The organism is Legionella sp. km535, from assembly GCF_003990085.1.
In the GTDB taxonomy this organism is placed as follows: Bacteria; Pseudomonadota; Gammaproteobacteria; order Legionellales; family Legionellaceae; genus Legionella; species Legionella moravica.
This window is the reverse complement of sequence record NZ_RZGU01000009.1, coordinates 62,428-82,399: the sequence shown is the minus strand read 5'-3', so window position 1 is coordinate 82,399 and position 19,972 is coordinate 62,428. Positions and strand designations below refer to the sequence as shown.

The following is a 19,972-nucleotide window of genomic DNA, read 5'->3' as shown; positions in this document are numbered from 1 at the left end:
GGGGTTTATTGAAAATACCAATATTTGACAGGACGGTTATATGGTCCATAAAGCACTATCTAAAAAAGACATTTTGCGTATCTTACGATCATCTCCCGATCTTTACCTGATTTTAAATGTTCAATTTGAAATTGTTGAAGCAAGTGATACCTATATTGCGGCTACTTTGGTAAATCGTAACGACATTTTAGGCCGTAATATTTTTGATGTTTTTCCAGATAATCCTAAGGATATCAATGCGACCGGGGTAAGGAATTTACGTACCTCATTGGAAAATGTATTAAGAAATAAAATTCCGGATTCTATGGCGGTGCAACAATACGATGTCCGTTGTTCAGAAATGGATCCTGATCATTTTGAAATGCGTTATTGGAGTCCTATTAATACCCCAGTTTTTGATGATCATAATAATGTGCTGTACATCATTCATCGTGCGGAGGATGTCACTGAATTTATTCGCCTGAAGGAGTTAGGTACCCAGCAACAGGAAATTAATGATTTATTAAGATCCAGAGCGGGTCAAATGGAAAGTGAAATTTATCAGCGAGCACAGGAAATACAGGAAACAAATTTAAAGCTCAGAACAGCCAAGGAGTTGGCTGAACAGGCCAATCAAGCGAAAAGTATCTTTTTAGCGACCATGAGTCATGAAATTCGTACTCCCTTAAATGGTGTGATTGGGATGACCAGCTTACTTGAGGGAACTGTGTTAACACACGAGCAAATGGAGTTTGTAAAGGCTATCCGGTTATCAGGAGAAACCTTACTCACGCTAATAAATGATATTCTGGATTTTTCCAAAATTGAGTCAGGTCATTTTGAAATGGATTATGCCGACTTTGATTTAAGGCAGGTCATAGAAGATGCTGTTGAAATAGTGGCTTATAAAGCTCATTTAAAAAATTTGGCTATTGGTGCTTTAATTGATGCTGATATTCCTGAATGGGTCAATAGTGATGGAGCTCGATTAAGTCAAATCTTAATTAATTTATTAGGTAATGCAATTAAGTTTACAGAAAAAGGACAAATTGAATTAAAGGTATCCCGAGTAAAGGAACAGTCACAAAAACTCAAACCAGGGAATTATATTCATTTATTATTTGAGGTAATCGATACTGGAATAGGTATTGAACCAGAAATCATGGGGCGGTTATTTAAATCATTTTCTCAGGGAGATGCATCTGTTTCTCGTAAATTTGGCGGGAGCGGTCTTGGCCTGGTTATCTCAAGGAAATTGTGCGAGTTTTTAGGTGGAACTATAGGCGTTGAAAGTACTCCGAAACAAGGAAGTCGTTTTTGGTTCACTTGTAGAGTTAAAGTAGTTGAGGGAAATGCCCCTAAGGTGTTCGAGAGCTATCTCCCGAAACTAAAAAATATGCGAGTTCTTGCAGTAGATGACAATGAGATCAATCGAAATATTTTGCAATCCCAGACCAATTCATGGGGAATGAATTGTGATACAGCTGTTGATGGTTATCAAGCATTGGAACAACTAAAAGCAGCTGTTGAGGCGGATGATTCCTATAAGCTAATCCTTTTGGATTACAATATGCCGGGAATGGATGGCCTGGAGCTGGCTGAACGTATAGCAAAAACAAACGATTTGGCACACATTCCAATTTTAATGTTAAGCTCTCTGGGTTTGCCCGTTGCACGAGATAGATTGGATGAACTGAATATTGTAACGTGCTTAACCAAGCCTGTTCGTCAGTCAAAATTATATGAAGCAATACTTTCTACATTAAAAAGTGGAACATTTATCGACAATTTAGTGTCCCATGAAATTCAGGATCCCATTCAACCCATAGAATCAAAACAAGCCACTATTTTACTAGCTGAAGATAATTCAATAAATCAGCAGGTAGCAATACATTTGCTGGAACGTCTTGGTTATACTCGCGTGACGATTGTAAATAATGGTACTGAAGCCATAGGGGCCTATAAGGAGCGCCCCTATGATTTGATTCTAATGGATTGTCAAATGCCAGAAATGGATGGGTATACTGCAACAGGAATGATAAGAACACTCGAGGCCTCAAAGAAATTAACGCATGTTCCTATAATTGCTATGACCGCACATGCCTTAAAAGGTGATAAGGAGCAATGTTTGAAAGCAGGGATGGATGATTATATTCCAAAGCCCATCAGTGTTGTTAAATTAGATCAAGTTTTATCTCACTGGTTAAAGAATGACATATCGTATGCGTCAAAAACGGCATTGAAACAAAAACAAATCAATAAAATTCTCGATATTGAACGAATAAAAATGATATTTGGTTCTAACGAACTTGCCATAAAAGAATTCTTCCACGCTTTTCTTCATAATACAGAGAATTTATTACAAGAAGTAGGTGATGTTATTACTCAACACGATGTTTTGGCAGCAAAAGCTAAATGCCATCGATTAAAAGGCACTTGTGGAAATACTGGTGCAAATGTGATGTATGATTTGGCAATGAAACAGGAAGAACTGGTTCTCCAGCAAAATTGGCAAGAGGCCTTAGTGATTCAGCAGGATTTGTTAAATGCCTTCGCAGAAATAAGACACTATATTTCAGAACATTTTTGAGATAAACAATAATGATGAATTCTATAGGGGGGGGGCTTGGTAGCTCGTCATACTGCTCCTAATTAAAGCCATCTTAGCCTTTTTAATATTTTCTGATTCGTTGAATTCTCTTAATTCATAGTCTAACTTTATATGACGCGATGAATTTTATTCAACGCGCTTTTTCATAATTAAATACTAAGGAAAGTAATAATGAACTCATGGAATAGTGTTGTTTTCTTAAAGACAAAAAATGCGTGGTCAGACTCTTCTTCAATAGCCAAAATGAATGGCGTTCAGAGCCTTTGGTCTACTTCTGGTGATTGGGATTGGTGCATAAAACTGGATCCTAAGCATTCAACTCCAGAAGAAACAGCAGTTTTTGTTAAAAATTTAAGAAATGCTGATTGGGTTGCTGAGACCAAAACAAGTTGGTGGAAAGAGGTTGCTGTCTGATAAACGGGCATCTTTGGTGAATCTTGAGAGATCGCCATCCTAAAAAAATGCTCATGCACTTATGTGCACTGCGCTTTTTTTAGGATGGCGATCTCTCAACCTTCACGCAAATCTACCCATTTATCACCAGATTTGGATTTTTAATTTATTCCGGTACTTTATCCTGATGTGTGCCTCGATTTTTTAGGATGGCGATCTCTCAACCTTCACACAAATCTACCCATTTATCACCTGATTTGGATTTTTGATTTGTTCCGGTACTTTATCCTGATGTGTGCCTCGCTTTTTTAAGATGGCGATCTTTCAACCTTCACGCAAACCTATCCGGTTATCATTTGATTTGGATTTTTTATTTATTCCAGTGTTTTAATCGGCTGTGAACTCCACCGTGCATCAATCTGCTCCCTCTCCCGCGCAAGGAATTAGAATAAAATGATAATGCCCATTCGCGGGAAGAGGGTTGGGGAGAGGGAATGGAAACCATCTACGCCTAGAACAAGAGCTAAATAAACCTCAGGAACATGAATGGACCTATTTAATTTTGAAGTACTTTTTGATATACCGTCGAAATGCGTGATCCGTCCCATACATAACTAAAATGAGCGCCTTGCTGGCACTGATGAATTGAATTTGGCTTAAACAACGCGAAATTTGTCCCTTCAGCTCGAACGGAATGATAGACGATACCTTCCTCCTGCTGTTCTTTAATTTGAGAACCCAGGAATTGACTATGCGTATAATTACTTGATGAATATAGGGGGTGGCTGCTTTTATCCAGCAAGGTTAAATTAAATAAATCAGCACTGAATTCAGCAATCAAGCTTCTCATCGCTAACTCCTGAGCGGGTTCCTGTGTGTAGGATAGAAATTGCTCTTTATGATAGACGGTTTCTGCAATAGCTGTCGCGATTGATTCAGCAGCATAATATATCCCATAGTCACCATTGGAAAATCTGCTTCCATTGGGATTAATGTGTGTAAACGCTGCCATAACATAACCACAGCCTGGAACAGCATACAGTCTTTGATCCCTGGGTATTTTTTCCACCAGGCCAATTTCTTCCTGAATTCTTGGATTGGTAAGCATTTGTACCGCAAAAACGGCTTCGAATTCCTCCGGATTAGCGACATCTTCAAATAAGTGAATTGGTGGAAACTGAGAGGGAATGATGCGATAACAACGTTGTTTCACAAAGGCTAATTTATTGAGTGAATCCAGTGATGCCATTAAGCTTTTCCACCGCGCTCTGCATTAAGCCTGCTGGAAACGGACCATAAATCAACAACTCGTCCCTGAAGCATTACATCCATTGCAGATCGGCCGTTATAAAATGGAGCCGTATTGGGTTTCCTTACCCATTGGTATACAGAGTCCTGATTGGAAAACAGTATTCTTAATGCGGCATGTATATTTAAAATATACGATATACGTTCTGTAATGTCATGGCTGAAAGAAGCATGTTCCGGGGAGTTTTTGTATTTGAACCAGGTAGAACGTTTCAGGCCTAACAATATAAGTGCTTCTTCAGTAGTGCAATGCCATTTATCAAAAATATTCAAAACCACTTTAAAAGCCGTTTGGATGTGCTCTTTGGCTAGTGCGGTATTCGTTTTATCTGGAATCATAATAATGTGCCCTGATTCATTGCTTAGTCTAAATATAGACTAATTTCACTTATTAGTCTACATCTAAACTTTTAATGCTCGATTGAATTCAATCCTCAGGCATCAAGCGCGGAAGGAAAAGAGAACAGTTGGCAACAAACTTTAGTTTTCGGTCATGAATTTGATTTCATCGATTTTTGCGGTTATCCGCGCCAAGAGATATGGATCATTTTTTGATAAATTTTTTGCGACCTTTAATTGTGCTATAGCCGCTCGATGTTGTCCTTCAAGCACTAAACATTGAGATTGGGTAAAATAAGCATAATTTTTTTGATGCGACTCTGCTTGAGCTCGAGCCAATTCTCTGCATAAAGGCAAGTCTTCTTTATATATTCTGCTGCCTTTAAGCAATACGCTGGTCGCTTTCTCTGCCTGGTTGGCAGAAAGTAAACCCTGGGCATAAGCCATTAGCGCGGCGTAATTATCCGGATAGTTTTTTTGTGCATCTGCCAGGCGGTTTATTGCTGCTTTATTTTGTGACAAACCCAGCTCCGCTTGAGCCATAGCGATTTGAAAGTATAAATTGTCTGAATACTTGTCGAGAACAGGCCTTAAACGCTCCGCTGCTTTTGCATATTCATTGTTATTTAACAACGCGAGTACATATCCATATTGGCAGGCAATGGAGTTATTTCTTTTGTTACATTGATGCTCATAGTAATCCAGTATTTGTTTGCTCTGTGGCGTCACGGAAACACGTATCAATTCTTTAAACAAAGAATAGTCCAGTGAATCAGAGTATCGTTTTCTCTCAAGGCGGGCCGTGCGGTTCTCTGCTTCAGCAATACGATCCGCGTCCATGGGATGGGTACGAAGAATAGCGGGAACATCCGCTGAATAATAATAACGTGAATTTTCTTGCATTTTTTGGAAAAAAGCCGCCATGCCGCGTGGATCAAAGCCTGCTTTAATCAGCATGTCGATGCCTATCCGGTCTGCTTCTTTTTCTTTGGATCGGGTAAAGTTAATATTATCCTGAGAAAATCCGGAAATTGATGCCATCATGGCTCCCATTCCTACCGTGGGATTCATCGCACCAAGGGCAATCGATGCCAACATAGAGGCTAACATCGGTACTCGCATCTGTTTCTGATGCTCAATCATACTGTACAAGTGGTGAAGACGAACGTGAGCTATTTCATGGGCCATTACCGCAGCGAGTTCACTTTCATTTTGGGTCGTTAATATAAGCTGGGAATTTATTCCAATATACCCTCCAGGCCCTGCAAAAGCATTAATTTCCCTGGATTTGACTATAAAAAAATAGGGAGATTTGATACGTCCATAGTGTGCGAGCTTTTTTCCAATATGATTGATGTATTGACTGGCCAAAGGGTTGCGTTCTACGCTGTCCGACTGATTAATCAATTGAATGAATTGATGTTCCAGTTGTTCCAGCTCTTTTGTTGAATAAGGTGACAGCCCTTCAGAGAAGGAAGGTTGACTCAAAATAAACAGTATAAATAACCGTCCCAAGATAAATAATCTGGAAATAATTGGTTTTAGCTTATATTTTAAATTCAATTGAATCATTGGGCTACTCATAAATTGAATAATTTGTTATCATTCGTGCACTTTTAAAAGGTGGTTAATCGATGCACGAACAGTTTTTGCTTGCGGCACTTAAACAAGCCAAACTAGGTCAGGGGAGCTGTGCGCCCAATCCCAGTGTTGGAGCCGTAGCTGTGCAAAATGGAAACATTATAGCACAGGACTGGCATAGAGGTGCAGGTTCGCCACATGCAGAACAACTATTGTTAGCACAACTTACCCCTAAAACGCCAGGGGTTAGTTTATATATTACTCTCGAACCTTGTAATCATTGGGGGAAAACGCCCCCCTGTGTTAATGCGATTATTAATCACGGCATAGAAGAGGTGTATTTTTCTTATTTGGATCCTAATCCTCTTGTTGCCAAGAATAATTCTACAGCTCTTTTACAAGAACATGGTATAAAAGTTACTCATTTGCCTTTGCCTGAAATTGATGAGTTTTATAAAAGCTACACTCATTGGACATTAACTCACAGACCACGAGTTACCGTTAAAATAGCTCAATCTTTGGATGGTAAAATAGGGCGTTTGAGTCATGATCGGGTGATGTTGTCAAATTCCTTGTGCGATGAGTTTACTCATCAAATGCGTGCCGCAAGTGATGTGATATTAACCAGTTCGAGAACAGTAGCACTGGATAATCCCCGATTGAATGTTCGATTAAATCATCAGATCCAGGGAAAACCGGTGGCCATTATCGATCGTGATCTCAAGCTGAATCCAGAATCTTTGGTCTTTTCCAACGCCAGCCATTGTCACGTGTATTTCGACGAACACTATTTATCACGTGATATCGATAGAAATAAAATGGATTCCGCGCACATTTATCCGGGCAGCTCTGATTCTCTTTATCCTAATACTACATACCATGCAATGCCTTTAAAGTCAGGGAAAATGGATTTGAACTCCATTCTCAACCATTTGGGGGCGTTGGGTTTCCATGACGTCTGGGTAGAGGCTGGGGGAGCAATTTTTAGTGCATTGCATCAAGAGGGTTTGGTACATAGAACCTATTTATACCTGGTTCCAATCTTTTTAGGTACTGAAGCCGTTTCAGCTTATCAGTTCAGTGAATTATTTGATCGTGAACATAAAGTTTCCTGGCATGAAATGGGTGACAATATGATAGCATGTATCGATTGGCAGGAGGTTTAGTGTTTACTGGTTTAATAGAAAAAACAGGTAAGGTGCTTGCGAATCATGAAAATAATGGTGGAAACAGACTGATTGTTTCCTCATCTTATGAACATCTGCAGGTTGGTGAAAGCATTGCCGTCAATGGAGTATGCCTCACCTTATTACCGTCTGAATGTGGTGAGTTGCATTTTGATGTTTCTCCTGAAACTTTAAAAATAACTACTTTAGGCAGTTTGTCGGTCGGTAATCTTGTTAACCTTGAGCGAGCCATGGTTGCCTCAACACGTTTTGGTGGCCATTATGTGAGTGGTCATGTGGACATGACGGCTTTAATAAAATCCATTCATTCTCTTAATGAATATATTGAAATGGAACTTGAAGGATTTAATTCACACTCCATGTTTTATTTGATACCCAAAGGCAGCATTACAGTGGAAGGTGTAAGCCTGACCATTAATGAGGTTATAAACCAAACCATTAAAGTAATGCTGGTGCCCCACACTCTGTTACACACTAATTTAGGGTCGTTGCGAGTGGGGCAGCAAGTTAATATAGAATTTGATTATCTTACCCGTATTGTTGCTCATCAGCTTCAAATTGCCGGGAAGTTGAACTATGAGGTAGAGTCATGAAGCATTCATTAGTCAGTATAGAACAGGCAATGGAAACCCTGAAAGCCGGTAAAATGATCATTTTAATCGATGATGAGGACAGGGAGAATGAGGGCGATTTGGTAATGGCTGCCGAATTTGCTACGCCAGAAGCAATAAATTTCATGTCACGTTTTGGTTGTGGATTAATTTGTTTGCCCATGGCTGAAGAGTTAATTGATAAAATTCAATTGCCGATGATGGCTCATAATAATAAGTCGCCTTACGGCACCGCGTTTACTGTTTCAATTGAGGCAGCAGAGGGTGTTTCAACGGGCATCTCCGCAAAGGACCGAGCTCAGACTATCAAAGTAGCCATCGATCCTGAAAGTGGACCGGCAGATATTATTTCCCCTGGCCATGTATTTCCCTTAAGGGCAAGACGTAAAGGGGTCCTTGAACGGGCTGGACAAACTGAAGGCAGCGTCGATTTGGTTCGGATGGCGGGATTAATTCCTGCTGCGGTAATTTGTGAAATTATTAATGAAGACGGTACCATGAGCCGTCGTGATGAGTTGGTAGCTTTTTCAGAAAAACATCAAATTCCGTTAGTGACGATCAGGGATTTGATTGATTATCGAATTAAACACGAACAGTTAGTTACTCCCGCAGCGACTACCAGGATACCGTTAAAAGACAATGGTCTATTTGACATGACTGTTTTTGAAAATGAATTGGATACTGCAGAGCATTTTGTTCTGGTTAAACCTCCTTTATTCGGTAATCGTGTTCCTCTGGTTAGAATCCACTCGGAATGTATTACCGGGGATGTTTTTGGCTCCTGTAAATGCGATTGTGGCAACCAATTACATGCTTCACTGGCGCAAATTGCAGCAGAAGGGGGAGTATTAATCTACTTGAGGCAGGAAGGAAGAGGCATTGGATTAGCGAATAAACTCAAAGCATACGCCCTGCAAGAGCAAGGATTCGATACCGTTGATGCGAATTTAAAACTGGGTTTGCCTGCTGATGATCGCGATTATGCGATTGCGTATCAAATATTGAAGCATTTAGGTATTGATTCCATACGCATGTTAACGAACAATCCTTTAAAAATATCAGCTATGGAGCACTATGGTATTTGTGCTGAACGCGTTTCTCTGGAGGTTGAACCTACAGATGAAAATCGTGGTTATTTAAAAACAAAAAAACAAAAGCTGGGACATTTGTTGGCTATAGATTAGGATAGAAATGAGATTAATTAAAGCACGTTGCAATGAAATAAAAAGTTCGTTCCCTATCGCAGTTGTGGTTAGCACGTTTAATGACGCGATTACGAGTGCCTTAAAGACAGGAACTTTGGAGCGTTTGGCAGAACTTGGCTTTAAAGAAACGGATATTACCTTGGTTGAGGTGCCTGGAGCTGTTGAGATACCTTTTGTTGCACAAATTTTAGCAAAGAATAAACAAGTCGATGTGGTAATCGCATTAGGTGCTGTGATTCGAGGTGAAACCAGTCATTACGATTATGTGTGTGACCAAGTGAGTCAGGGATGTCAGAGAGTGATGCTCGATCATGATATTCCGGTTGTTTTCGGTGTTTTGACTACTGAAAATGAAGAGCAGGCGTGGGATCGACTGGGTGGACGTCATGGACATAAAGGAAGAGATGCGGCAGATTGTGCGGTTGAGATGTACTTGATCAGCCAGCAATTACGTTAATTTCTACATAAATTCGGCAAGAATTGGCCTCTCAAACGTGATTAGGAATTGAAGGTTTTGTCCTATAGAGGAGATTCTTTCCGGCGTTCAGGAATCCGACTGGAATGAGGAGTTTCCAAATTCAGGGACAATTATCTATTCAGAACAACAATCACTACGCTCTAAGTGATGACTGTGTTGAGCTTTTATAGGGTGGTTAGTGTATTTATTGAACCGGATTTTAATCGCTTCAGTCAGGTCATTATCAAGCGATCCTGAAGCCCAGAGAATAATTTTCTTAAATTTGTGTTATTTATAGTCTCATTTTGGTAGAATTAAATCCCGTTTACATGCAAATTTAATTTAGCGCCAATTTGGTGGATTCGGCATTTTGAACGGGGTCAAAAATGACAAATTATATTTTTATTACCGGCGGAGTTGTCTCTTCTTTAGGGAAGGGTATTGCAGCCGCATCTCTCGCAGCCATTCTTGAGGCTCGAGGTCTTAGTGTTACTCTCATAAAGCTTGATCCATACATCAATGTAGACCCTGGCACTATGAGTCCATTCCAACATGGAGAGGTTTTTGTTACTAATGATGGTGCAGAAACTGATCTTGATCTGGGTCATTATGAACGTTTTGTTAAAACGACTATGACAAAACGTAATAATTTTACGACCGGAAAAATTTACGAAAATGTGATTAAAAAAGAAAGAAAGGGCGATTATCTTGGAGGAACGGTTCAGGTAATTCCCCACATCACCAATGAAATCAAGCGATGTATCAAACTCGGTGCAGATGGGTTTGATGTGGCGATGGTTGAAATTGGGGGTACGGTTGGTGATATTGAATCACTGCCATTTCTTGAAGCCATCCGGCAAATGCGTATTGAATTAGGTGCTCAACGAGCATTGTTTATTCATCTCACTTTAGTGCCGTATATCGCAACTTCAGGTGAAACCAAAACCAAACCGACCCAGCACTCAGTAAAAGAATTGAGATCAATTGGTATACAGCCTGACATTTTAATTTGCCGATCAGAGAAGGCCATTTCTTCGTCCGATCGTGCCAAGATTGCATTGTTTACAAATGTCGAAAAGGAAGGGGTCATTGCGCTTGAGGATGCCAAAAGCATTTATCAAATTCCGATGATTTTACATGAACAGGGATTGGATGAAATTGTTGTCAAAAAATTGGGTCTGACCGTTAATCCTGCTGATTTAAGTGAGTGGCAGCGTGTTGTGGGTATGCAGGCCATTCAGACCATGACAGTAAAAATTGCCATGGTAGGTAAATACACTGAATTGAATGATGCTTATAAATCAATTAATGAAGCACTTCTTCACGCCGGAATTCATACGCAAACAAAAGTAGACATCATTTACATGGATGCGGAACTAATCGAAAAACACGGCACAACATTGCTTGAAGGAATGGATGCAATACTTGTTCCTGGTGGTTTTGGAGAGCGGGGTGTTGAAGGAAAAATTAAAGCCATCCAATATGCTCGTGAACAACGAATTCCTTTCCTGGGTATTTGTCTGGGGATGCAAACTGCAGTGATTGAGTTTGCTCGAAATGTTGTTGGTTGGACTGGTGCGAATTCTACAGAATTTAATAAAGAAACCCCTTACCCTGTTTTAGGTTTGATTAGTGAATGGATGGATGCTGATGGTAGCAGACAAGTTCGTTCTGAAGACACCGAACTGGGTGGAACAATGCGGCTTGGAGCTCAATTATGCCAATTGGAAGAGGGAACTTTAGCTCGTAGAGTGTATGATAAGTCGCAAATTATAGAACGGCATCGTCATCGATACGAAGTGAATAATCGCTATGTACATGATTTAGTACAGCATGGTTTGATTATTTCAGGGCGATCCGCTGATGGTTCTCTTGTGGAGATGGTTGAGTTAGCCGATCACCCCTGGTTTCTGGCCTGTCAATTTCACCCTGAATTTACGTCAAACCCCAGAGAAAGTCATCCTCTGTTTAAACAGTTTGTACTTGCAGCTCGAAAAATACATCAAGAAAAGGAACTTGCATGAAACTTTGTGGATTTGAAGTAGGTATTGATAAACCATTATTTTTAATCGCTGGTCCTTGTGTTATTGAAAGCGAAGAACTGGCTTTGGAAACAGCCGGATATTTAAAGGAAATGTGCAATCAACTCACAATTCCTTTTATCTATAAGTCTTCATTTGATAAAGCAAACCGATCCTCGATTTCGAGTTATAGAGGGCCTGGTTTTGAAAAAGGGTTGTTGATCCTTGAGAAGGTAAAATCTCAAATTGGCGTGCCGGTGTTGACGGATGTTCACGAAGATACTCCTTTACTTGAAGTGTCCAGTGTTGTTGATGTTTTGCAGACCCCTGCTTTTTTGTGCAGACAAACCAACTTTATACAAAGGGTTGCCGCATTGAATAAGCCTGTGAATATCAAAAAAGGACAATTTCTGGCACCTTGGGAAATGAAACACGTCATTGCAAAGGCCAAAGCTGAAGGCAATGAATTGATTATGGCCTGCGAACGCGGAGTCAGTTTTGGTTATAATAATCTGGTTTCAGACATGAGATCTTTGGCAATCATGCGAGAAACAGGTTGCCCTGTAGTTTATGATGCGACTCATTCTGTACAATTGCCAGGAGGAAATAATGGCGTTTCAGGCGGGCAAAGAGAGTTTATCCCCGTTTTAGCCAGGGCTGCTGTAGCAGCTGGGATTTCCGGTATTTTTATGGAAACACATCCTGATCCTGATAAAGCTTTGAGTGATGGACCGAATAGTTGGCCTTTAGCAAAAATGAAACAACTGTTAGAGTCCTTGAAAGCTATTGATGAAGTGTATAAAAAAACGGGAGAAATGGTTTAATCCTGTAAACTGAGGATGACTCATTGAGCTAAGGAAAGCTCATCCCCAAAAATACATCATTCCGAGTCTAGAGAGGGCGTTCCTGAACAGGGTGCCGAGTATGCAGATCCTGTTGAGATATGATCCCGCGTTACGCTTTGACTTTATACGTCTTTGACCGCAGGTTGTCCGCGCTAAAACATTGGATCCCGCGGTCAATGCCGCGGGAATTCGGGTGAGATGTGAGTCAGTGTTACCCTTCGAATTTTCGAGGCTTTGTATGCAGAATGGCAATACATGTAGCTTGTGTGCTCGCAAACAGGATCGGTTTTACTTCGAATGTCTGCGGCATTTACTGCGGAATCCAGTAAATAAAGCTAGGGGGACTTTACGAAGATGTGCATAAGATTAGGCAACATGTCGAGGAATGTCGAAATTGAAATGTTCTTCAAGTCATAGGTTACTTGAAAAGTATTGTTCTTAATGAAGTTCTTGGGATCAATTTTTGAAAAGATAGTTGAGGGATGTATTTTGAATTCAGTAAATTAGTAACAAGATTTGGCGGAGAGGCAGGGATTCGAACCCTGGGAAGGTTGCCCTTCAACGGTTTTCAAGACCGCCGCATTCGACCGCTCTGCCACCTCTCCGACAGCCAAGAATACTATCCTAACGCTCGATGATTTGCAAATGGTTTTTGAAATTTTTATTGCACTTTGGCTAATTGGAATGATAAAAGTACTTCTGTTTTATGCTCTTGATATTTTAATTAAAGAATCAGCAAGAGAGTGTTCGCAAATGAGTACGTCATAGGTATAATGTCCCAAAATTTCCTGTCACTGTTGTTGAATACAACAGATACAAAAAATAGGTGTAGTTTATGAAACGATTTCAAATAGTGTTCCTCGTCAGTCTTATCGTTGCTTTGTCCTCTTGTGCCAAATGGAATAAAGATGACGAAGAAAAAAATCCATACAAAGGAATGACCGCAAAACAGCTTTATTCTGCTTCACAAAAATCCTTACAAAAGAAGGAATACGCGACGGCATCGAAACAGCTTGAAGCGATGGAATCCATGTATCCGTTTAGTGATTATACAGAGCAATCACAAATGGATTTAATTTATGCTTATTATCAAAATGAGGATTATCCATCTGCCGCCGCAACTGCCGAGCGTTTCATTCATCTGTACCCGCGGGCTAAAAATGTTGATTATGCCTATTACATGAGAGGTTTAGCTAACTTCCAACAGACCAGGGGTGTTTTTGCCAAAGTATTACCTATGGATGAGTCATGGCGTGATCCGGGTACGCAAACCCAGGCATTCCTTGATTTTGCAACATTAATCCAAAAGTTCCCCAACAGTAAATATAAAGCGAATGCCCTACAGCGCATGGTTTATTTACGCAATATGTTCGCTCAACATGAACTTAATGTGTCTCAATATTACTTCAAACGTAAAATGTACGTCGCTGCTATTGAGCGCGCCAATTACCTGGTAAAGACCTATCCACAGGCTCCAAGTGCTCAACAAGCTCTGGTCATTATGTACGATGCCAACATGGCATTAGGACTTAATAAGGCCGCTGAAGACGCAATGGCGGTTTACCAAGCCACATATCACACGTCTAATATGGTGCGAGTCGCATCATAATTTGACCGGAGGGGAATGAAGAGTTCCCCTCCGGGATTCACTCTAATTGAATAATAAATACATTAATTATGTGAACTAAAGATAAACTTTCTCAGGGCGTTGGCTTTACAGGGAAGGAAACCGGGTACAAGCGATGCTCCAACCCGGTTCATTTAAATAGACTATTGATTAGAATAAATTATGACTCAATTAAGCTAAAGCCTCTTCTGCTGCTTCTTCGGTGCTTATTGAAGCCGATGATGTAGATGAAGGAAGCAAGGCTTTGAGAAGATCATTTGTCAGCTCCCTTAACTCACCGCCCAATAACGTTAACGCTGCGTCCTGGCGTTGGTATTCTTCATCAAGTTCTCTGATTTCATTAAAATCATCAATCAAATAATCAAGGCTTTTCAGTTTTTTAAAAGTAAAATCATGAGTTAATGTGAATTGAATTCTTTCTTTCCATATTAATGAAATTTCAGCTGTCGCCATTCCCTGAGAGAGCAAAGTTAATATTTCCTCAGCAGGTAATTCATATCCCTTACAATGTATTCGTTTTTTTTCATCATCCAGGGAAAACAGCAAACAGTCAGACGCTAACTTAAAATCTTCCGGTAAGGTTTCGGGTGAATGAATCCATTCTGCAAATCGTACTGCCAGATTTTCGGTATGAGTAAGCGGCTCAATAGTAATGCCTGCAACTGATTTTCTCAAAAGTGAGGTAAGCTGAGAGGCTTGATTATTACTTGATGCATTAACGATGATTCGTTTACTGACCGTATCAAGAATAGCTGGCAATCTTTTTTGGACACAAAATGACTTGGGGAGTAATTCAAATTCCAGATCTTCTGCAATTTGAGATTTTTCAGCCCGTTTTACTGTACGGCCGTGCTGTATTTCGATCATTTGAATTTTTTCTTCAAGCATTTTGTTAATTACCCCACGAGGTAATATACGCTCTTCTTTGCCCATGCAGATGAGTGCACAACCAGCAACTTCATGAACCATCTCATCTCCCATTGCAGGTAGCCATCCGTATATAAATCGTGCATGAGGAGGACATGGTTTTAGAATTTCTTCAGCTAAAGAAGCATTTAAATCAGATGCTTCATCCAATTCGTATTGATATATAAGAGCATTATTAAACCACATGTTATATCCTTTAAATAAAAATGAAATTTTACCATGAAATAGTGCACGCTGCGATCTGAATCCTGATCAACAGGCGCACTGGATGAAGGGGATAACTGATCTGTTGAAACAGTTTATAAAATACAGTACGTCCCAATAGCAATAGTTCGGTTGTAGGGCAATTTAAAAAATTCGATATTCAAATTTGCTGAATAATTGCGCATTAGGAAGGAAAACAATCGTTCCTGAGTATAGAATGTTAGCGATTTTTTGGCTTTTGAAGCCATTACATTTGGGATTTCAACCATATAGGTGGCGTGATCAATATTTAATTTGAACGGCAGAAGATTTTTTTCACTGGCTTTTTCTAAAGCTCGAGGCAGTGAAATAGTTTCCATAAAACCATAATGTAAGGTCAGTTTACACACTCGTTCGTCAAGGCAGGCAATTTCATAACGTTCGCTGTAATGAACGTAGGGAATATTTTCAACGACATAATTAACAATCAGAACGTTTTCAGGCACTGATCTGCTGAGTTTTAAAAAGTGAAGAAAGCTTCCTCCGCTTTTATCATAAACGTCTGTGATGAAAATTGCAGTCACACCCGGTAGTTGGTTCAGGCTTTTATATTGAAGCTGTTTTAATATTTTTGAAATATCTTCTTTATTAAGATAGAAGTTGTTTCTTAAATACTCCAGTCCATACTTCCAAGTGTACATGATAAAGGCGATGAATAAGGCAAAAATGACCGGTACCCAGCCTCCTGTAAAGAATTTATGGAAGTTAGCACCCAAAAATGCGAAATCCACCGCGATGAATAAGCCAAAAATTAATGCCACTTTTAGTTTAGACCAGTTCCAGATGGATATGGCTGCATAAGCGACCATCGCATCGACCAAAAGCATATCAATATTGACGGCAATACCGTATGCATGTGCCAAATTGTCTGAAGTCCTGAATGTCAGGGCAAAAAACAGGGTACCTACAAAGAGAATGAAATTGATTTGCGGCACGTAAATTTGGCCTGAGTGTTTTCGGGACGTTTGTATGATGGGTATACGTGGGCACAAACTTAATAATACGGCTTGTTTGGTTAATGAAAAGGTAGCTGAAATGACAGCCTGGGAAGCAATGATGGTGGCGAAAGTGGCAATGATAATGAGTGGTAAATAAAACCAGCTTGGAGCAATCATGTAAAATGGGTTGCTTATCGATTCGGGATGGGATAATAAATTAGCGCCTTGGCCAAAATAATTAAGCAGCAGACAGGGTAGAACTACAAGAAACCAACTGGCTCTTATGGGTTTTTTACCAAAATGCCCGATGTCAGCAAAAAGTGCTTCTCCTCCAGTCATAACCAGGAAGATTCCACCTAGTAATAAGTAGCCTCGTAATCCTTCATGATATAAAAACGAAATGCCATAGTATGGATTTATCGCTTCAAGAACCAAAGGCAGTTTGATGATTTGAACTATGCCCAGTATCGCTATAGTAAGAAACCAGATAAGAATGAAGGGACCAAAGAGATAGCCTATGCTTTCCGTTCCTCGAGATTGGATCATAAACAGCACGATAAGCAAGATGCAGGCAGTAGGTAGAATATACGGTGTAAAGGTCTGAGATAAAGTTCCCAGACCTTCAACCGCACTGATAACGGAAATGGCAGGAGTGAGCATGCCATCTCCCAATAAAAGCCCTGCTCCAAAGATGGCTACAATATAGAATAACGGTTCGTACTTGGTGCTTTTATGCTTCATAAGAGCTAACAGAGCAAGAATTCCTCCCTCCCCATCATTATCCGCACGAAATACAATAATCAGGTATTTGTATGAAATAATGATGATAAGACACCAAAATATCAAAGATAAAACCCCCAAAACAGCAGACTGGGTTATAGGAAGATTAGCTAAAGTTACTTTTAAGGCGTATAAAGGGCTGGTGCCTATATCGCCGTATACGACACCCAAGGCCCCCAGCGTAAGCCCATATGAGAATTTATTTTTTTTTTCCATAGTCGTATTAGCCTTTATTGATTACCAAAATGCATTGAGTGCTAACATATAGGTCATGAAGTGAGACGTGTTTTTCCCACTGACAGGAAACCATACACCTCCAATGATACCTACATTTGCGTTAAAATTATATTCCAAAGCTGGTGCCAGTGCCTTTTCAATATAAGCACCATTACCTATATTGACATTTGTGGGTGGACTTCCTACATTCCCAATGTCGAGGATACCGTTAAAACGAGTATTTTGCCCCTTAGCAATATATCCCTCCATGACTGCAACCCAATTTTGCGTTAGGGTGTATTCAAATGCGAGATCGTAGTCTGTTTCAGCTCCGATTCTTATTCTTCCATGAGTGGTTGGTGTGCCACCAAAACTACTGAGTCCATCAACATAAACGCTTGTGGCAAAGATTCGGGAAATGATAAATCGAGTACGTAAATAATGAGTTTTAAAGACTGGGAGCAAATACTGCAGATCCAGATTCAATTGTGTTTGGTAAGCGCCAAGCCCAGTTGCATCCGTACCAGCAAGTTCGGGATTGAGATTGTCGTATCGACCTGTTGGAATGGTTTCCTGGAGTACGACTCGGGTGTCAATACGATTAAGAGCGCCTTTTTGTTCAAATAGTTGAATTCCGGCTGCAATGGAGACGTCTCCCAAGCGATTCGAGTGAACCCCACGTGTGGAGTTGAATAAGTAAGGAACCGTCAATTGAATATCCAGCCATTCAGTATATCCATGAGTAAGAATTGGATTGATATTAAATGTTCGAAAGAGAGGGGTGCGAATGAGATCACCAGCGGCATTGTAGGAGCCATTGGTAAATACATCGATTCCATAAATTTCAAAGTTCGTGTGACCTTTAGGTATGGTATGCCCGGCTGGGGCAAGCAGGGGGCCAGTAAACCAGGGAGCTGCGGATGTTAGTGAGCTAAAAATTGATAAACATAAGATGATGAATATCTTTTTTATAGAGTGCAGCATAATTATTCTTCTCTCCATTGCAGAAATATCATTCAATAGTGTAGATTAGCCGACTTTTGGTCTGTGGGAAATAGAAATGAGTGCTAAAATTTTTTTAGTAGCAGCAAAACAAAATACAGTATTAAGAGGGCATCCCTGGATTTTTCCCAAAGCTATTGCTCGCAATAGCGGCAAACTGGTTACAGGCCATTTGGTCGCGATCCATGGTGCGGAAGATGAGTACATTGGTGTTGGCGTATACAATGAGCACTCTTTATATCGTGTTCGAGTTTTAGCCTTGGCAAATGAGCCATTCGATAAAAGCAGTTATAAATCAATTATTTCTCATAGACTCCTCCAGGCACAAAGAGTAAGACAAAGTTTAAATTTACCCAGTGAGCAGACAACAGCTTATCGATTATTCAACAGTGAGGCTGATGGTCTTTCCGGACTGACTATCGACCGATTCAATCAGATCACAGTCATTTCCAGCTCTGCATATTGGGTTGAATTGAATAAAGAACTCATTTCTCAAGCACTTCACGAATTGCTTCCAAATGATCAACTGATATGGATTTCGCAAAGCAAGCCATTAGCGCAGGATGGTTGGAACAATATTGAAGCTCGGGAAATCAAGCAGACAGCAGAAGTACTGGAAGAGGGGATTAAATTTCAAGTTGAATTCGCTCATGCGCAAAAAACCGGTTTATTTATTGATCAAAGAGAGAATCATAAACGCGTAGCTGAGTTATCCAGAGGTAAATCTCTTTTGGATCTCTATACTTACACGGGTGGTTTTGCTTTGCATGCTGCCAAGGCAGGGGCTACGCGAGTAACTGCTGTTGATAGTTCGGCTCAAGCAATCAACCAGGCAAAACACAATGCCAAATTAAATGACATTAGCACTATTGATTTTATAGAGGCCGATGCGCGTGATTATCTCGTAAAGGCAGGTGAGTATGATATTGTTGTCCTGGATCCACCAAAATTAGTTCCTTCACAACGGCACGTGCAAAAAGCAAAAAATTATTATCGCTTTCTGCACCGGGAAGTGTTTAAGCATATGAAAGAAGGTTCGCTGTTAATGACCTGCAACTGTTCATCAGCACTTTCATCGCAAGAATTTTGTTCTTTGGTCAGTGCACAAGCTGGAGCTGTAGGTAAACAGGTGCGAATTCTCGGTGTATATGGTCCTGCAAGTTGCCATCCTACTTTGGCTTCTTTTCCTGAAGGAAATTATCTGACAGCGGTTTTATTTGCGGTAGTCTAGGGGCTGTTGACATTTCATTATTTTCAAGCCTACTTTCCGCGACTTGTTCGCGGAATCGATAGATCTCGCGCAAAACAAGAATATATTGCGCTTATAAAGATTGAATTGGATCCCGCGAACAAGTAGCGGGACGTCGAAACTTGAATTGTCAACAGAACCTAGGTTCCGTGAACAAAATTTAATTATTGTATCAAAGCATGTCATTCCTCGAAAAGTTAGAGGCTAGTTTATTCTCCGAATTTCCGCGGCTTGACCGCGGAATCCATGATTGTGGAGTTTAGATATTGGATCCCGCGGTCGAGCCGCGGGAATTCGGTATTTGTTGGCGGGACGTCGAAATCTGAATTGTCAACAGTCCTGGTTAAGCCAGATAGAATCCTTGCTCACATGATGTACTGCTTTAATTCGTTGGCAACGACGACGTATTTGCAATGAATTAAAAATTGGTTCACGGATTCAGGAGTTCTCAAT

The 19,972-nt window shown here is 40.3% G+C and carries 16 protein-coding genes and 1 tRNA gene; 10 read left to right on the top strand and 7 right to left on the bottom strand.

Annotated elements, in window-relative coordinates:
* Positions 1-40 precede the first annotated feature (40 nt).
* Positions 41-2,569 (top strand): response regulator, encoded by a 2,529-nt coding sequence (locus ELY21_RS07090; RefSeq protein ID WP_127108188.1) that lies wholly within the window; start codon positions 41-43, stop codon positions 2,567-2,569.
* Between the two features lie 192 nt (positions 2,570-2,761).
* On the top strand, positions 2,762-3,004 hold the full coding sequence (locus tag ELY21_RS07085) for a hypothetical protein (RefSeq protein WP_127108186.1): 243 nt from the start codon (positions 2,762-2,764) through the stop codon (positions 3,002-3,004).
* 535 nt (positions 3,005-3,539) lie between these two features.
* On the opposite strand, the gene ELY21_RS07080 is transcribed toward ELY21_RS07085, so the two are convergent.
* The 3 genes from ELY21_RS07080 to ELY21_RS07070 form a co-directional block, all read right to left on the bottom strand.
* Positions 3,540-4,232, bottom strand: coding sequence for an RES family NAD+ phosphorylase (locus ELY21_RS07080; RefSeq protein WP_127108184.1), 693 nt, complete (start codon positions 4,230-4,232; stop codon positions 3,540-3,542).
* Positions 4,232-4,630, bottom strand: a complete 399-nt coding sequence (locus ELY21_RS07075) for an MbcA/ParS/Xre antitoxin family protein (protein ID WP_127108182.1) — start codon at positions 4,628-4,630, stop codon at positions 4,232-4,234. Before ELY21_RS07075 ends, ELY21_RS07080 begins: the two co-directional genes overlap by 1 nt.
* A gap of 141 nt (positions 4,631-4,771) precedes the next feature.
* Entirely contained in the window at positions 4,772-6,202 is a 1,431-nt protein-coding gene (locus ELY21_RS07070; RefSeq protein WP_199741664.1) for a M48 family metalloprotease, read from the bottom strand.
* Between the two features lie 62 nt (positions 6,203-6,264).
* Between ELY21_RS07070 and ribD the strand changes: the two genes are divergently transcribed.
* From ribD to kdsA, 6 genes are all read left to right on the top strand, one after another.
* Positions 6,265-7,377, top strand: a complete 1,113-nt coding sequence (ribD, locus tag ELY21_RS07065) for a bifunctional diaminohydroxyphosphoribosylaminopyrimidine deaminase/5-amino-6-(5-phosphoribosylamino)uracil reductase RibD (protein WP_127108177.1) — start codon at positions 6,265-6,267, stop codon at positions 7,375-7,377.
* A complete protein-coding gene (locus ELY21_RS07060; protein WP_028385029.1) occupies positions 7,377-7,991 on the top strand; it encodes a riboflavin synthase in 615 nt (204 codons plus the stop codon). Before ribD ends, ELY21_RS07060 begins: the two co-directional genes overlap by 1 nt.
* Entirely contained in the window at positions 7,988-9,193 is a 1,206-nt protein-coding gene (ribB, locus tag ELY21_RS07055) for a 3,4-dihydroxy-2-butanone-4-phosphate synthase (protein WP_127108175.1), read from the top strand. Before ELY21_RS07060 ends, ribB begins: the two co-directional genes overlap by 4 nt.
* Before the next feature lie 7 nt (positions 9,194-9,200).
* The gene (gene ribH, locus ELY21_RS07050; RefSeq protein ID WP_127108173.1) at positions 9,201-9,671 is read left to right on the top strand and encodes a 6,7-dimethyl-8-ribityllumazine synthase; all 471 of its coding nucleotides are present in this window, start codon (positions 9,201-9,203) and stop codon (positions 9,669-9,671) included.
* A 386-nt stretch (positions 9,672-10,057) separates the two neighbouring features.
* Positions 10,058-11,695: a CTP synthase gene (locus ELY21_RS07045; RefSeq protein WP_127108171.1), complete on the top strand. Its 1,638-nt coding sequence runs from the start codon at positions 10,058-10,060 to the stop codon at positions 11,693-11,695.
* Positions 11,692-12,516, top strand: coding sequence for a 3-deoxy-8-phosphooctulonate synthase (gene kdsA / locus ELY21_RS07040; RefSeq protein WP_127108169.1), 825 nt, complete (start codon positions 11,692-11,694; stop codon positions 12,514-12,516). The genes ELY21_RS07045 and kdsA overlap by 4 nt, the downstream gene beginning before the upstream one ends.
* 538 nt (positions 12,517-13,054) lie before the next feature.
* Here the strand turns inward: kdsA and ELY21_RS07035 are convergent.
* Positions 13,055-13,142 (bottom strand) — tRNA-Ser (locus tag ELY21_RS07035).
* Between the two features lie 230 nt (positions 13,143-13,372).
* Between ELY21_RS07035 and ELY21_RS07030 the strand changes: the two genes are divergently transcribed.
* Entirely contained in the window at positions 13,373-14,146 is a 774-nt protein-coding gene (locus ELY21_RS07030) for an outer membrane protein assembly factor BamD (protein WP_028385034.1), read from the top strand.
* A 189-nt stretch (positions 14,147-14,335) separates the two neighbouring features.
* Here ELY21_RS07030 and ELY21_RS07025 read toward each other — a convergent pair whose 3' ends face one another.
* The 3 genes from ELY21_RS07025 to ELY21_RS07015 form a co-directional block, all read right to left on the bottom strand.
* A complete protein-coding gene (locus tag ELY21_RS07025; RefSeq protein WP_127108167.1) occupies positions 14,336-15,277 on the bottom strand; it encodes a recombination-associated protein RdgC in 942 nt (313 codons plus the stop codon).
* 113 nt (positions 15,278-15,390) lie between these two features.
* On the bottom strand, positions 15,391-17,268 hold the full coding sequence (locus ELY21_RS07020; protein ID WP_199741663.1) for a potassium transporter Kup: 1,878 nt from the start codon (positions 17,266-17,268) through the stop codon (positions 15,391-15,393).
* 21 nt (positions 17,269-17,289) lie between these two features.
* Positions 17,290-18,270: a hypothetical protein gene (locus ELY21_RS07015; RefSeq protein ID WP_233588676.1), complete on the bottom strand. Its 981-nt coding sequence runs from the start codon at positions 18,268-18,270 to the stop codon at positions 17,290-17,292.
* Positions 18,271-18,328: 58 nt separating this feature from the next.
* Between ELY21_RS07015 and ELY21_RS07010 the strand changes: the two genes are divergently transcribed.
* Positions 18,329-19,501, top strand: coding sequence for a class I SAM-dependent rRNA methyltransferase (locus ELY21_RS07010; protein WP_127108163.1), 1,173 nt, complete (start codon positions 18,329-18,331; stop codon positions 19,499-19,501).
* Positions 19,502-19,972: the final 471 nt, after the last annotated feature.

Coding starts and splice junctions, on each gene's coding strand:
- ELY21_RS07075 (WP_127108182.1), bottom strand. CDS start 4,630: ATGATTCCAGATAAAACGAATACCGCACTAGCCAAAGAGCACATCCAA.
- kdsA (WP_127108169.1), top strand. CDS start 11,692: ATGAAACTTTGTGGATTTGAAGTAGGTATTGATAAACCATTATTTTTA.
- ribH (WP_127108173.1), top strand. CDS start 9,201: ATGAGATTAATTAAAGCACGTTGCAATGAAATAAAAAGTTCGTTCCCT.
- ELY21_RS07030 (WP_028385034.1), top strand. CDS start 13,373: ATGAAACGATTTCAAATAGTGTTCCTCGTCAGTCTTATCGTTGCTTTG.
- ELY21_RS07070 (WP_199741664.1), bottom strand. CDS start 6,202: ATGATTCAATTGAATTTAAAATATAAGCTAAAACCAATTATTTCCAGA.
- ELY21_RS07025 (WP_127108167.1), bottom strand. CDS start 15,277: ATGTGGTTTAATAATGCTCTTATATATCAATACGAATTGGATGAAGCA.
- ELY21_RS07020 (WP_199741663.1), bottom strand. CDS start 17,268: ATGGAAAAAAAAAATAAATTCTCATATGGGCTTACGCTGGGGGCCTTG.
- ELY21_RS07080 (WP_127108184.1), bottom strand. CDS start 4,232: ATGGCATCACTGGATTCACTCAATAAATTAGCCTTTGTGAAACAACGT.
- ELY21_RS07085 (WP_127108186.1), top strand. CDS start 2,762: ATGAACTCATGGAATAGTGTTGTTTTCTTAAAGACAAAAAATGCGTGG.
- ELY21_RS07090 (WP_127108188.1), top strand. CDS start 41: ATGGTCCATAAAGCACTATCTAAAAAAGACATTTTGCGTATCTTACGA.
- ELY21_RS07045 (WP_127108171.1), top strand. CDS start 10,058: ATGACAAATTATATTTTTATTACCGGCGGAGTTGTCTCTTCTTTAGGG.
- ribB (WP_127108175.1), top strand. CDS start 7,988: ATGAAGCATTCATTAGTCAGTATAGAACAGGCAATGGAAACCCTGAAA.
- ELY21_RS07015 (WP_233588676.1), bottom strand. CDS start 18,270: ATGGAGAGAAGAATAATTATGCTGCACTCTATAAAAAAGATATTCATC.
- ELY21_RS07010 (WP_127108163.1), top strand. CDS start 18,329: ATGAGTGCTAAAATTTTTTTAGTAGCAGCAAAACAAAATACAGTATTA.
- ribD (WP_127108177.1), top strand. CDS start 6,265: ATGCACGAACAGTTTTTGCTTGCGGCACTTAAACAAGCCAAACTAGGT.